12 protein-coding genes are annotated in these 12,636 nt (G+C 43.5%); 2 read left to right on the top strand and 10 right to left on the bottom strand.

Going from position 1 to position 12,636, the window contains the following annotated elements:
* Positions 1–342: 342 nt before the first annotated feature.
* Positions 343–708 (top strand): ATP-binding protein, encoded by a 366-nt coding sequence (locus ACYQ4S_RS08650; protein ID WP_459770613.1) that lies wholly within the window; start codon positions 343–345, stop codon positions 706–708.
* 139 nt (positions 709–847) lie between these two features.
* Positions 848–2,170, top strand: a complete 1,323-nt coding sequence (locus ACYQ4S_RS08645; RefSeq protein WP_459770611.1) for an IS1380 family transposase — start codon at positions 848–850, stop codon at positions 2,168–2,170.
* 913 nt (positions 2,171–3,083) lie between these two features.
* Here ACYQ4S_RS08645 and sufB read toward each other — a convergent pair.
* The 10 genes from sufB to ACYQ4S_RS08595 all read right to left on the bottom strand — a co-directional run bounded on the left by sufB (position 3,084) and on the right by ACYQ4S_RS08595 (position 12,488).
* A complete protein-coding gene (gene sufB, locus ACYQ4S_RS08640) occupies positions 3,084–4,481 on the bottom strand; it encodes a Fe-S cluster assembly protein SufB (RefSeq protein ID WP_091481790.1) in 1,398 nt (465 codons plus the stop codon).
* Positions 4,482–4,551: 70 nt separating this feature from the next.
* Positions 4,552–5,016 carry a Fe-S cluster assembly sulfur transfer protein SufU gene (sufU, locus tag ACYQ4S_RS08635; RefSeq protein WP_459770609.1) on the bottom strand — a complete coding sequence of 155 codons (465 nt, stop codon included), beginning with the start codon at positions 5,014–5,016 and terminating at the stop codon, positions 4,552–4,554.
* Positions 5,003–6,241, bottom strand: coding sequence for a cysteine desulfurase (locus tag ACYQ4S_RS08630; RefSeq protein ID WP_459770608.1), 1,239 nt, complete (start codon positions 6,239–6,241; stop codon positions 5,003–5,005). Before ACYQ4S_RS08630 ends, sufU begins: the two co-directional genes overlap by 14 nt.
* On the bottom strand, positions 6,238–7,536 hold the full coding sequence (sufD, locus tag ACYQ4S_RS08625; protein ID WP_459770606.1) for a Fe-S cluster assembly protein SufD: 1,299 nt from the start codon (positions 7,534–7,536) through the stop codon (positions 6,238–6,240). The genes ACYQ4S_RS08630 and sufD overlap by 4 nt, the downstream gene beginning before the upstream one ends.
* A gap of 21 nt (positions 7,537–7,557) precedes the next feature.
* Positions 7,558–8,331 carry a Fe-S cluster assembly ATPase SufC gene (sufC, locus tag ACYQ4S_RS08620; protein WP_459770605.1) on the bottom strand — a complete coding sequence of 258 codons (774 nt, stop codon included), beginning with the start codon at positions 8,329–8,331 and terminating at the stop codon, positions 7,558–7,560.
* 252 nt (positions 8,332–8,583) lie between these two features.
* The gene (locus ACYQ4S_RS08615; protein WP_459770603.1) at positions 8,584–9,429 is read right to left on the bottom strand and encodes a phospholipase D-like domain-containing protein; all 846 of its coding nucleotides are present in this window, start codon (positions 9,427–9,429) and stop codon (positions 8,584–8,586) included.
* A 2-nt stretch (positions 9,430–9,431) separates the two neighbouring features.
* Complete coding sequence (locus ACYQ4S_RS08610) at positions 9,432–9,566, bottom strand: hypothetical protein (RefSeq protein WP_459770602.1); 135 nt, start codon at positions 9,564–9,566, stop codon at positions 9,432–9,434.
* Positions 9,567–9,610: 44 nt separating this feature from the next.
* The gene (locus ACYQ4S_RS08605; protein ID WP_459770601.1) at positions 9,611–10,024 is read right to left on the bottom strand and encodes a phospholipase D-like domain-containing protein; all 414 of its coding nucleotides are present in this window, start codon (positions 10,022–10,024) and stop codon (positions 9,611–9,613) included.
* 77 nt (positions 10,025–10,101) lie between these two features.
* Complete coding sequence (locus ACYQ4S_RS08600; protein WP_459770600.1) at positions 10,102–11,508, bottom strand: phospholipase D-like domain-containing protein; 1,407 nt, start codon at positions 11,506–11,508, stop codon at positions 10,102–10,104.
* A gap of 185 nt (positions 11,509–11,693) precedes the next feature.
* The gene (locus ACYQ4S_RS08595; protein ID WP_459770598.1) at positions 11,694–12,488 is read right to left on the bottom strand and encodes an SDR family NAD(P)-dependent oxidoreductase; all 795 of its coding nucleotides are present in this window, start codon (positions 12,486–12,488) and stop codon (positions 11,694–11,696) included.
* Positions 12,489–12,636 lie beyond the last annotated feature (148 nt).

The following is a 12,636-nucleotide window of genomic DNA, read 5'->3' as shown; positions in this document are numbered from 1 at the left end:
GTATACAACAAAAATGACAGATTAACCACTTCAAGCTATCGCTTGACCGACATTCATCTCCCACTTTCACTGGTGCTTCGCACCCATACGCTTAGAAGTGGGAGACTTCTTTCGGAATTACGTTAAATATCGAATCCATGAAATTAAGAAAAGAGCGTGTCGAGTGGTTATTAAGCTTAATCATAACGCGTGAGATGCAAGAAATAGATGAAAAATTTTATGAGTTACTTCCTGAGGAAAAGCAATTTGATCCAAGTTCGGATACTTCTACGAACCATCCTTACGATATAGACTGGAGTGTTTATGATTCTCTCCAACCTACGGTTAAGGAGAGTGCATATCGTGTCTGATGTGATTAGAGAGAAATGTAAATTACTTCGATTGGCCTACGTTGCCGACTTGTATGAGATGATTCCCTTCGAGAATCCAGAGCAATATTTGTTGGCTATATTACAACAGGAGATAGAATTAAGAGAAACTGCGAAGGGCGAACGCTTCATCAAAAAAGCAAAGTTTATGAATGAAAAGGAATTAGTAGATTACCGATGGGGAGATCATATTCACTTCCCATCAAATCTCGACAGAGATCGTCTAGAATCCCTTTCATTTATCAAAAGGAAAGAAAATGTCATTTTATCAGGAGCGCCTGGAACAGGAAATTATCGCAAGTTATTATTTATGGAAAGAAATAACCTAGATTATTCATAGCCCAATCATAAAACCTGAATAAACCGCATCAAATCAATTAAAAATAACCAATCAATCTTTCACTAATTAAGTGAAAAGGAGCCCGATCTTTGATATTGTATAAGTGACCAAACAAACACAATTCAAGGAGGGCTCCATAATGAAAAGTGTAATCGAAAAGTCACTTCATTTCAACAAAATGATCAAAGTTAATTTTGACGGCGGGAATTTAACCTCAGACTCAGGGCTATTATTGTACAAAGAGTTTGATGAAAAGATCGGACTCGACCAGTCCATTCGAGAGATGCTTCAAGTCAAAGACTCTGTAGACCACCGGGAACATCCCAATCCTGATGTCGTCATTCAAAAAATTTATCAACATCTTGCAGGTTATCACACAGACGACCATGCGGATGAATTAAAGCATGAGCCGATGTTTACCACGATTCTGGATAAGAAGCAATTAGCTTCTCAACCCACTTTGTCACGCTTAAACCAGAAATTCGACAAGGAAACGATGAAGCAGATCCAGCAGGTCAATCAAAAATTGAACCGACGCGTTCAGAAGCTTAAGCCAAGCGAGCATTTTGTTTTTGATTTAGATTCAGCCAATTTCACGACTTGTGGCAAACAATACGGCACAGATTACAATGCCCATTACCAAACAACCGGCTATCATCCGCTCGTGTTGTTTGATGGCTTAACGGGTGATTGTATCAAAGCCGTTCTTCGTGCAGGCAACGTTTATACGTCTCGTAACGTTGTCAGCTTTATTGGCCCTGTGATCAAGGAATATGAGAAAATGAATTCAAGTGCGACCATCGCTGTCAGAGGTGATAGTGGATTCGCCGTCCCTGCCCTGTATGAATTATGCGAAGAACATGAGCTCAAGTACGCCATTCGCCTGAAATCCAACAAACGCTTAACGTCACTAGCTCAAGCGATTGAAAATCAAATCAGCGAGCGACTCAATCCCAATAATGGTGCGCCTTATGTATTTTACAAAGAAATCAGCTACAAAGCAGCAAGCTGGAACAAGTCAAGACGCGTGATTGTCAAATTAGAAAGACCAGAAGGTGAACTTTTATTTCGTTATTCCTTCATCGTCACGAACTTAAGCTATCGCCCTAAAAACATCGTCAAATTTTATCAAAACCGTGGGACGATGGAAAATTTCATTAAAGAAGGGAAAAACGGCTTTGCGCTCGACCAGTTAAGCAGTCCTGACTTTTACACAAATGCGACAAAGCTACAAATTGCCTTACTCGCCTACAATTTTGAGAATTGGTTTCGCCGACTCTGCTTACCTAAAAGCATGAATAAAAGCACCATAGCAACTGTTAGAATTAAGCTGATTAAAATAGCAGGTAAAGTAATCAACACAGCCCGTTATACGACCTTCAAACTATGTAGCAGTTGTCTTTATAAAAAACACTTTTGGTTCACCTTGAAAAAAATTCAGGGCATACCGCTTATTGAGTGACCCAATCAATAGCCATTCATAATTATAAAAAACTGAAATCATCTCGAGGGATAAGTCTGCCCATTTTTAAGTTTGATGGGAAAAAGCGGATAGAGAAAAGTGAAAATTTAACGAGCAACCATACTTATTTAGTTATAAAAACTAAATTTCCCTAACTGGCATTCACTTTTGGCAATTTAATGGGCAAATCACCTATAAAAAATCAAGTTATGAATAATGCAGGAAATAAATACAATAAAAGCCACAATAGCAATAAGCACTACTCCTTGACCTAATGTAGCTCGATTACTATTAATGGTTTGCATATTCATAGCGGTCTCTTCACTTATCGTAGAAGAGACGCCATATGTCTCAATATATCTTGCTCTCCTAAATAAATAATCTAGCTCCAGAATTAGTAAAGTTATATTTAAGAAAAACACACATAGACAAAAGCCGTATTTTTTAAGTTTAGTTCCCATAAGTTAAACCCCTTTTTACTCTTTAAGTATTTAAAAATTATTAATCTAAGTAAAATTTTGCTTGTTTATTATTATGCTGAATAATTCGTACATTTTCTTTGAACTGTCTGATATGGTAAGGGTGTTTAAACTAACACTTAGAAAGAAGTTATTCTCATGACTAGCTTAAATAAAAATTAAGTGAACTTCAATACAAACCTGACTATTTCTCATACAGATGCTTCTCTATCAAGTGAGTGTGGATTAGTGTCAGTGCAACACTACGTACAACCATAATAATTTTCGCGGTTATTATTTCTCTAATCATTTTATTTAAAAAGAGTAAAAGTACTGCATGGTTCATCATATGTATCATTTTCTTTATAGCACTTAATCTTTCCGTCTATTCTGATAATAAGGAAAAAGCTAGAAACCTTTATAACAGGATTCTAGCTTTATTTCTTTTATTAAATTTAACCCACTGACCCTTCCATCTCATAAGAAATCAGACGGTTTAATTCAACAGCGTATTCCATTGGTAGTTCTTTAGTGAATGGTTCAACGAATCCCATCACGATCATTTCAGTCGCGGTTTCTTCGTCGAGTCCTCTACTCATCAGGTAGTAGAGTTGTTCTTCAGATATTTTAGATACTTTCGCTTCGTGCTCGAGGGCCACGTTTGAGTTGTGGATCTCGTTGAAAGGTATCGTATCTGATTTAGACAAGTCATCCATCAGGATCGTGTCACACTCAATGTGTGAAATAGATCCACCGGAGTTTTTACCGAATGTTACTTGTCCACGGTAATTTACAGTTCCACCATCTTTAGCGATGGACTTGGATACGATCGAGCTGGATGTGTTTGGTGCATTGTGGATCATTTTAGCACCTGTATCCTGAACCTGACCTTCTCCAGCCATAGCAATGGACATAGTCGTTCCACGCGCGCCGCGTCCGTTCAAGTGGATTGATGGGTATTTCATGGTCGTTTTCGCACCAAGGTTTCCATCGATCCATTCAACTGTCGCGCCTTCTGCAGCGTGAGCACGTTTTGTTACTAGGTTATATACGTTATCTGACCAATTCTGAATTGTCGTGTAACGGCAGTACGCATCTTTTTTAACGATGATTTCTACAACCGCTGCGTGAAGCGAGCTAGTTGAGAATGTCGGTGCTGTACACCCTTCGACGTAGTGCACGCTTGCGCCTTCGTCGACAACGATCAGGGTACGTTCAAACTGACCCATCATTTCGTTGTTGATACGGAAGTACATCTGCAGTGGCACGTCACATTTAACGCCTTTAGGCACGTAGATGAATGTTCCACCAGACCAGACTGAAGAATTCAGCGCAGCCAGTTTGTTATCTGTTGGAGGAACCACTGTCCCAAAGTGCTCTTTAAAGATTTCAGGGTATTCTTTCAAAGCAGTGTCGGTATCTGTAAAGACGATACCCAGCTTCTCGAATTCCTCTTTCATATTGTGGTAAACCACTTCTGATTCATATTGTGCACCAGATCCGGCAAGGAATTGACGTTCAGCTTCTGGAACACCTAGTCGGTCAAAGGTTTCTTTAATTTTATCCGGTACATCGTCCCAGCTGCGTGCAGGGGCTTCACTTGCTTTACGGTAGTACGTATAGTTGTCGAAATCGACATCTGACAAGTCTGCTCCCCATTCAGGCATTGGACGGGATTTGTAGTGGTCGTATGATTTCAGACGGTAGTCGAGCATCCATTCCGGCTCGTTTTTACGAGAAGAAATGTCACGGATAATATCTTCGTTCAACCCTTTACCCGTATCGTAGACGGCGTCGACCCCTTCGTCGTGAAATCCGTATTTATATTCTGTTTTCTCAGGTACTTGAGACATGAATATTCCCCTTCCTCATGTATATCTCTCTGCAGTCAGTTCATTCTATTCGGAATATGTCCAAATTGAGTTAATCGTGCGTCAGTTGACCGTCAACGCCTGTGCCGTCTGATCCGAGTGCTTTTTCCAGAGCTTTCCAGGACAGTGTTGCGCATTTGATCCGGGCAGGGAATTTTGATACGCCTGCAAGCATCATTGCGTCACCGAGTTCCTGTTCATGTTCAGGCTTGTTGCCTTGTACGACTTCTGAAAATTCGTTCACCAGCATCAGGGCTTCGTCAACGGATTTATTTAAGATCGTGTCGGTCATCATGCTGGCACTGGCCATTGAGATGGTACAGCCGCTTCCGTCAAACCGCACATCAGTTATTTTATCTTCTTCGACTGTCAGCTGTACTTGGATCACGTCTCCACATGTCGGGTTTTTCAGCTCGATCTGTGTGGTCGCTTTATCCAGTACACCGCGTCGTCTTGGGTGTTGAGAGTGATCAAGGATCACTGCCCGGTATAATTGATCTAATTTAGTCAAGGCCATGTAAGAAAAACTCCTTCGTGGCTTTCAATGCTTCAACGAATTTGTCTGCATCAGCAACCGTGTTATACAAGTAGAAACTTGCACGGGCCGTAGCAGGCTGGCTCAGATAATTCATCAAAGGCTGTGCACAGTGGTGACCGGCTCTGACAGCTACACCTTCCATGTCCATTGCGGTCGCAACGTCATGTGGATGAACCCCGTCGATATTAAACGCGATCACGCCTGTCCGGTCTGAGGCTTTCTTCGGTCCGAATAAGGTCAGTCCTTCGATTTCTTCCAGTTTCGGCATCAGGTACGCCACCAGATTTTGTTCATGGTCCATTATCTCACGCATGCCGATGTTTTCCAAGTAGTCAATAGCTGCGCCCAGTCCGATCGCTCCGGCGATGTTCGGGGTTCCTGCTTCAAACTTCCATGGCAGTTCTTTCCATGTGCTGTACTGCAGTTCCACGAAATCGATCATCTCTCCGCCAAACTCCAGAGGCTCCATTTTCTCAAGCCACTTACGTTTGCCGTAAAGCACGCCGATACCGGTCGGTGCCATCATTTTGTGACCGCTGAATGCATAGAAATCTGCATCCAGTGCCTGAACATCTACGGGCATATGCGGCACTGCCTGAGCACCGTCGACAACCATTACGCCACCTTTGTCATGCACGTAGTCAGTCAGTTCCCTGATCGGGTTGACGACGCCCAGGACATTTGACACATGAACAAGAGAAACGATTTTAGTCTGTTCTGTGATCTTTTCTCTCGCATCGTCCATGTCCAGCTTACCGTCATCCGTCAGCTCGATATATTTAAGTTTAGCGCCTTTACGCTTTGCCAGCTGCTGCCAGGGAATGATGTTCGAGTGATGTTCCATGAAGGAAATCACGATCTCATCGCCTTCTTCAATAATCAGATCGCCAAGACTTCTGGCAACCCAGTTCAGACTGGTCGTTGTCCCTCTTGTAAACAGAACTTCAGCCGTGCTTGGCGCATTGATGAAGCGGCGGACTTTTTCTCTGGCTCCCTCATATTGAGTGGTCGCTCGTTCAGCCAAAGTATGCACCCCTCTATGCACATTGGCATTAGAGGTATGGTAATAGGTTTCAAGAGCTTTCAGGACAGCTTCCGGTTTCTGTGTGGTCGCGGCATTATCCAAATAAACAAGTGGCTCATCGTTGACGTGCTGCTGAAGGATCTTGAAGTCCTCCCGCAGATGTTCGTAAGGCACGGTCATCTAGATGTCAACTTCCTTTCAATGGTATCAACCAATTCGTCACGGATGCTTCTCAGTGGAATAGCTGAAATAACTTTTCCAAGGAATCCGCGGATAACCAGTCGTTCTGCTTCTGATTTCTCGATTCCTCTGCTCATCAGGTAGTACATTTCTTCAGGATCCACGCGTCCTACACTGGCTGCGTGTCCTGCTGTTACTTCATTTTCGTCAATCAGTAGAATCGGGTTCGCATCGCCTCGGGCTTTGTCAGACAGCATCAGTACACGTGATTCCTGCTGAGCATCTGCTCCTTTAGCCCCTTTAATGATGTGGCCGATCCCGTTGAATGTCAGTGTAGCTCGGTCCATGATAACACCATGCTGGAAGATGTTTCCTTCCGTATGGTTACCATAGTTGACAACGTTTGAGTCGATGACTTGCGTCTGACGTCCGCTGCTGATTCCGACAGCTTTCAAATCACTTGATGACCCTTCTCCGACAAGGTCGACATCAAAGTCACAGACAACATTTCCGTTGTTCATGACCCCAATCGCCCAGTCGATCGTAGAATCTCTGAATGTGTATCCTTTACGGTTGAAATACACTGTAGAGTTCTCACCCAGCTGGTCAACTGCACTGAATTTGACTTGTGCGCCGGCTTTAGTGACGACTTCTACCACGATGTTTGCGGCATTTTTCGTGTCGCCTTTTGTCAGGAATTTCTCCACATAGTTGAAGTTTGAATTCGTGTCGGCATAAATCAATACGTGCTTGATGAAAGAATCTTCAACTAAACTGTTCTGAATGAAGACTGCTTCAAGCGGGTCTTCGATTTCAACGTTTTTAGGCACGTACAGGAATAGACCTGAATTCATGAACGCTGCGTGGAATGCAGTGATTTTATTCGTATTAGGTTTAACTGCTTTAGACATGTAGGCTTCCTTGACCAGGTCAGGGTGCTCTTTAAGTGCCGTATGCATGTCAGTGAAGATGACCCCTTTATCCTTCAATGACTGAGGAAGGGTTTCGATCACTGTGTCGTTTCCTGTCTGAATCACACGGGCAGCATCTGCCTTGTCTTCGATGAATTCAAATGGATCGATAGCTTTTGGTGCCGGTGCGCCAGTCAGGTTCGGGACCTGCCACAGTGGCCAGCGGTTATATCTTAAACGCTCGATTACGGGCGGATCAAGATCTTCGATTTTTTCCAGCGCGTCCAGGCGCATCTGAAGCATCCACTCCGGTTCCTGCAGTCCTGTGGAGAAGGCTTGTAATGCGTCTTTATAACTCACGTAGTCTTTAGTCTTTGTTTCCATAAGTCATGGCCTCCTCAAAAATTAGTCTTCTTCAATTTCAAAGTCTAATCCTAATTCTTCCATTAGACCTTTGTATCCTTCTGCTTCAAGTTTCTTAGCCAGTTCAGCTCCACCTGTCTTAACAACACGTCCATCCATCATGATGTGGACGATGTCTGGGGTGATGTAGTTCAGTAGACGCTGATAGTGCGTGATGATCAGTGAGCCGAAGCCTTCACCGCGCATGGCGTTAACTCCTTTGGAAACGACTTGCAAAGCATCGATATCCAGTCCTGAGTCGATTTCGTCCAGAATAGCGAAAGTCGGTTCGATCATTAACAGCTGCAGGATTTCGTTACGTTTCTTCTCTCCGCCTGAGAATCCTTCATTTAAATAACGTTCAGCCATTTCTTCCGGCATATCTAGAACAGCCATTTTTTCGTCCAGTTTGTTGATGAAGTCCATGACGTTCATCTTATCGTCTTCGTCTCTTCTCGAGTTGATTGCTGCACGCATGAATTCTGCATTGGTGATTCCAGCAATTTCACTTGGGTATTGTACAGCAAGGAACAGACCGGCACGTGCGCGCTCGTCAACTTCCATGTCCAGAACGTTTTCTCCGTCCAGAAGTACTTCTCCTTCTGTTACTTCGTAGCTTGGGTGTCCCATGATTGCAGCAGAAAGTGTAGATTTCCCTGTTCCGTTAGGTCCCATGATTGCGTGGATTTCACCTGTCTGCATTTTCAGGTTCACGCCTTTAAGAATTTCTTTGTCCTCGATGGATACATGTAGGTTCTTGATCTCTAATACGGCCATTATGTACCTTCCTTTTCTACTTGTATTTTTTTGAGCAAAAAAGTCTGTAAAAGCAGAATCCTGCCTGAAAAAACTTTCTTACTTACAATGTCTAATTTTAGTCTAATTGAGAATCAGAATCAAGGTTTCTTTAAGGTAAATATCAGCAAAACCTGGTTTTCCGTTGATATATCAAGGTTTCCAGATTATAAAAATTATCATCTACGAATAAATAAAATCATCAGAACACTTAGGTCCTGATGATCTCGTCATTTATAATAAGGATTCCAGTAGCCAGGCAAGAGGTCTCATGGCTGGTATGAGAATTCTCTGCCACCAGACAGGCGTCTCCCCTTCTGTTTTTTCACCAGGTACCTCTGACCCATCCGGATCGAACCGGACACTCTTTTTCAGATAACTTTCTTCCGCTTCATCCAGTATCTGACGTGCCAGTTCTTCACTTTCCAGAACGATCATCGTTTCAGTACTTAGCCAGGTGCTTCTGGCATCAAAGTTAAATGCTCCGACTGCACTGATGCGTTCATCAACGACCATCGTCTTCATATGAAGAGAGGCTTCTTTCGGTTGGTACTCATAGTAGTCAAGAAATGAATCGATAAAGTACTGCCTCCTGTTTTCCGTCCCGCTTTGAGCCACCATATTTGAATTGGTCGACATCCCGTTGATTAAAATAATGCCCTCATCTACTGTCAGCTCTGTTTCTTCAATATGTCTGCGCATATGTCTGTCAGGAATCGTCCAAGGTGACTGAATGAACAAATTCTCTTCGGCTTGTTCCGCTAACGTCAGCATATCGCTCCATATGTAGGGCTGCTTGAAGTTTCGTTCAATGCTGTTGAATGTAAGAAAGCCACTGTCTATTTCTACTGACCGATTCTCCCAGTCACTTACTTCACTGACATTGCTGCGTTCTGCAAGTTCCGCCTGATGTTTATCGTACGATGCTCTAAGCGCTTCAGTCTGCTCTTCTGCTCTATTCTGTTCCCATCCAAACAAGGTCCTGTTGTTCTGAGTGATCGCATATTCGCTTTCAAAAAGTTCAGTATAGTAGGCTCTCATGTCTGATATCAGACTGTCTTCCTGCTGATCCGGATTCATAATCAGCACATCCCTGTCATAAGAATAGCCGACATCTTCCCCGCTGCGTTCATAGTACAGATCCCCACATTACGGCCACCGATAATGGCATAATCATTATCGACAACTAGCAGCTTGTCATGCAGACGGTTATTCAACCGCCATGGTGCGATGGCTACCGAATAAATAGGCTCGTAAAGTTTCAGTTCGATATTCGATGCAGGTTGAAGGCTCTAAGTACATCCCGGTCGTCTCCTCTGACCCCGTGGAACATACCATCCAGCAGATACCTGACTTCTACCCCTCTATCAGCCGCGGCCAGGATATAGGAATAAAAAAGCTCGACACTTTTGCCGTCTTCCATATAAAAATAGGACACGTCGATCGATTCTTCTGCCTGTTCGATGATATCACTACGTGCCCCGAAGGCTTCCAGACCGTATTCCAGCAAAGTCACGCGCTCAGAGGTGTCTTTAAATTCCAGATCCCGGTCCACTACTTCAGGAGGGGTCCTCAATGCTGTTAATATAATTGCTGTAAATAAGAAATACACTAGATAAACCCCGACAATTCCTCCAATAATCTTCGCAGCTTTCCTGATCTGTTCTTTTTCCATCTCTACTCCCCACATTCTAAGTCACTATCATTACTATTCTACAGTGAAATCCGTAAAATAACACCTGATACTTCTTATTAGAGTAATGAATCAAACAGATCAGTCAGGGGTCTTAATGTGTCTATAATGAGCTGCTTCAACATGTGTGTGCCATCAGCCCCTTCCGGTAATGGATCTTCTGATTGGGCCGGATAAATGTGGGAGCCATATCGCTCTTCATTCATCCGGTTGATTTCTTCGGCCAGAGATGGGCTGCTGACGACCAGCATAGATTCTGTATGAAGATAGGTACTTCTGGCATCGATATTGAACGAACCGACGCCCACCCATTCATTATCCTTTACGAATGATTTCATATGTAGTGAACGGTCCGGTTTCTGAAATTCAAGGAGATTCAGTCCGCTTTCGATCAGTTCATCCCGGTGGTTTCTATACCCGCTGTGAGCAATGATATTGGGTGTGGACTGCAGTCCATTCGTCAGAATAGTCACGGTGTCTGACTTAATTGCGTGCATGCCAGCTGTCTCTGACATAAATGCATCTGGGATGACATAGGGACTTTGAATCAGGATCGATTCCTCCGTTTCAGATAAGACAGTAAGAAGGGAGTGCCATACTGCGGGCTCCTTGTTCAGACGCTCAAGGCCATTGTGTACGAAATAACCTGAATCGATCGCATGAGACTTCTTCATCCAGTATTCTTCAGTCATAGGTGTCAGGCTTCCCTCGTGATAACGCGCTGCTCGTTCTCGAAGCGTCTCTGATGTTCTTCTGACCCGCCTGTTAGATGTCAATGTTGGAACAGGATCTTGTCTTCTCGTTACATAAGGCATAGACCAGAGCTCGTCAAAATAATGGGACATGTCCGAAACCAGTTCATTGGCTGACCCGTCCTGACCTATGACCAGCAGCTCCCTGTCGTAAGATACTGTATCAGCGGATTCGTTGAAATACTTATCTCCTACGTTTCGTCCACCGATCAGCCCCACCTTTTCATCTGCAATCAGCAGTTTGTCATGCATCCGGTTATTCCATGTCCAGGGTCTCAAAGGATTTAGAGTGTCATACATGCCGACTTCAATGTTCGGATGACTGAGAAACACGTCATATATCTGTCTATCCAGGAGCCTCATGCCATGAAAAATGCCATCAAGCAGCAGGCGGACCTGGACTCCTCTGTCAGCTGCCTCAAGGATAAGTGAGTAAAACAGATCAACCGTCTCTCCCCCCTGCATTGCAAACGTAGCAATATCCAGTGTCGTATCTGCTTCAGTAATCAGTTCGCGTCTGATCTGCCAGGCTTCCTCCCCCGTTTCGACCAAGGCTACCCGTTCATCCGTCGAAACAGGTTGAGGTACCTCAGATACACTAGGGACTGACGAGAGATAAACGCCTCCTATTACACCCGCTACAGCATATACAACATATATAACTACTCCACCAGCTATCCACTTTTTCTTTGCTTTTTTCAGCTTGTCTATCATTAGTATCTGCACCGTCCACAAACGTACTCTATTATCCTTTCATCGTACGCTTTATCTTCGAGAAAGAGATGACTTGCATTGGAATTTTGTATGAAGTTATATTCTCCTTCAATCAATTTTTCTCAAAAAATGATTGTACAGGCTTTATTTACCTGTACAATCCTGAGAAATTAATAAGTTCTGATTCAGTTTTTAAGCTTTTCAGCAATGATGGCTGCTGCCTTTTTAGGCATGACACGATACATCCGGTCCATCATTTTTGCATCATTGCCCACCATTACTCTGTATGCGTTCGACTCAATGGCATCGATCATGATTTTCGCTGCATCATCGGCTAGAGTCAGTTTATGTTCTTTCCCACTTGTATCGGTCGTCGCTTTACGCTCAACTTTTGAGTTCTGCATAATGTTTGTCTTGATGGCCCCGGGGAAAGCGATCGTTACACCAACATTTGTATCAGTAAGTTCTGAATGCAGCCCTTCAGTCATCAGCTTGACGGCTGCTTTTGATGCACCGTAAATCGACTGTCCGGGTACAGGAAGAAAGCCGCCCATACTTGCTACATTCAGTATATGTGCTTCCGGTCGCTTAAGCAGCTCCGGAAGAAAACTTTTCACCATGTACAATGTCCCGTAGAAGTTGACATTCATGACCTGTTCGATTTTATCATAGCCTAAATCATTGACGTCAATAAAGGGCTGGATGATTCCTGCATTGTTTATAATGCCGTCGACCGTCCCATGAAATTCTTTTACCTCATCCACCAGTTTCTCAATGGCTTCTCTTTCAGTAATATTCACGACATGTGTTGAGATCTTTTCCTTTGATTCCGGTGCCAGTCTGGCTGTCTCCAGTACTGCTTCCTTGTTGATATCTACCGCTGCTACTCCTGCTCCTCGCTTGGCAAGCTCAAGCACAAGCTCCCTGCCCATCCCGGACCCTCCGCCTGTCACGACGATTGTTTTTCCGTTTACCTTCATAAGTACCCTCCTCATTATTGTATTGTTACTGTCAAATTTTTTTGTTCTTAAAGGTCTATAACCGTTGTTCTATCAAGGAAAAGACAAAAAACACTTGCCCCTCCCTCATTTATCGGTAAAATAGTAGGTATCCGACTACCAAACTATC

This window comes from Alkalibacterium sp. s-m-28 (genome assembly GCF_054658175.1).
The sequence above is the reverse complement of the archived record's forward strand: the minus strand, read 5'-3'. Positions and strand labels throughout refer to the sequence as shown.

What these genes read in the sequence shown, in the direction of transcription:
- ACYQ4S_RS08630 (WP_459770608.1), bottom strand. Translation starts at nt 6,241, where the DNA reads ATGACCGTGCCTTACGAACATCTGCGGGAGGACTTCAAGATCCTTCAG.
- sufB (WP_091481790.1), bottom strand. Translation starts at nt 4,481, where the DNA reads ATGTCTCAAGTACCTGAGAAAACAGAATATAAATACGGATTTCACGAC.
- ACYQ4S_RS08605 (WP_459770601.1), bottom strand. Translation starts at nt 10,024, where the DNA reads ATGGAAAAAGAACAGATCAGGAAAGCTGCGAAGATTATTGGAGGAATT.
- sufU (WP_459770609.1), bottom strand. Translation starts at nt 5,016, where the DNA reads ATGGCCTTGACTAAATTAGATCAATTATACCGGGCAGTGATCCTTGAT.
- sufD (WP_459770606.1), bottom strand. Translation starts at nt 7,536, where the DNA reads ATGGAAACAAAGACTAAAGACTACGTGAGTTATAAAGACGCATTACAA.
- ACYQ4S_RS08645 (WP_459770611.1), top strand. Translation starts at nt 848, where the DNA reads ATGAAAAGTGTAATCGAAAAGTCACTTCATTTCAACAAAATGATCAAA.
- ACYQ4S_RS08595 (WP_459770598.1), bottom strand. Translation starts at nt 12,488, where the DNA reads ATGAAGGTAAACGGAAAAACAATCGTCGTGACAGGCGGAGGGTCCGGG.
- ACYQ4S_RS08615 (WP_459770603.1), bottom strand. Translation starts at nt 9,429, where the DNA reads ATGAATCCGGATCAGCAGGAAGACAGTCTGATATCAGACATGAGAGCC.
- ACYQ4S_RS08600 (WP_459770600.1), bottom strand. Translation starts at nt 11,508, where the DNA reads ATGATAGACAAGCTGAAAAAAGCAAAGAAAAAGTGGATAGCTGGTGGA.
- sufC (WP_459770605.1), bottom strand. Translation starts at nt 8,331, where the DNA reads ATGGCCGTATTAGAGATCAAGAACCTACATGTATCCATCGAGGACAAA.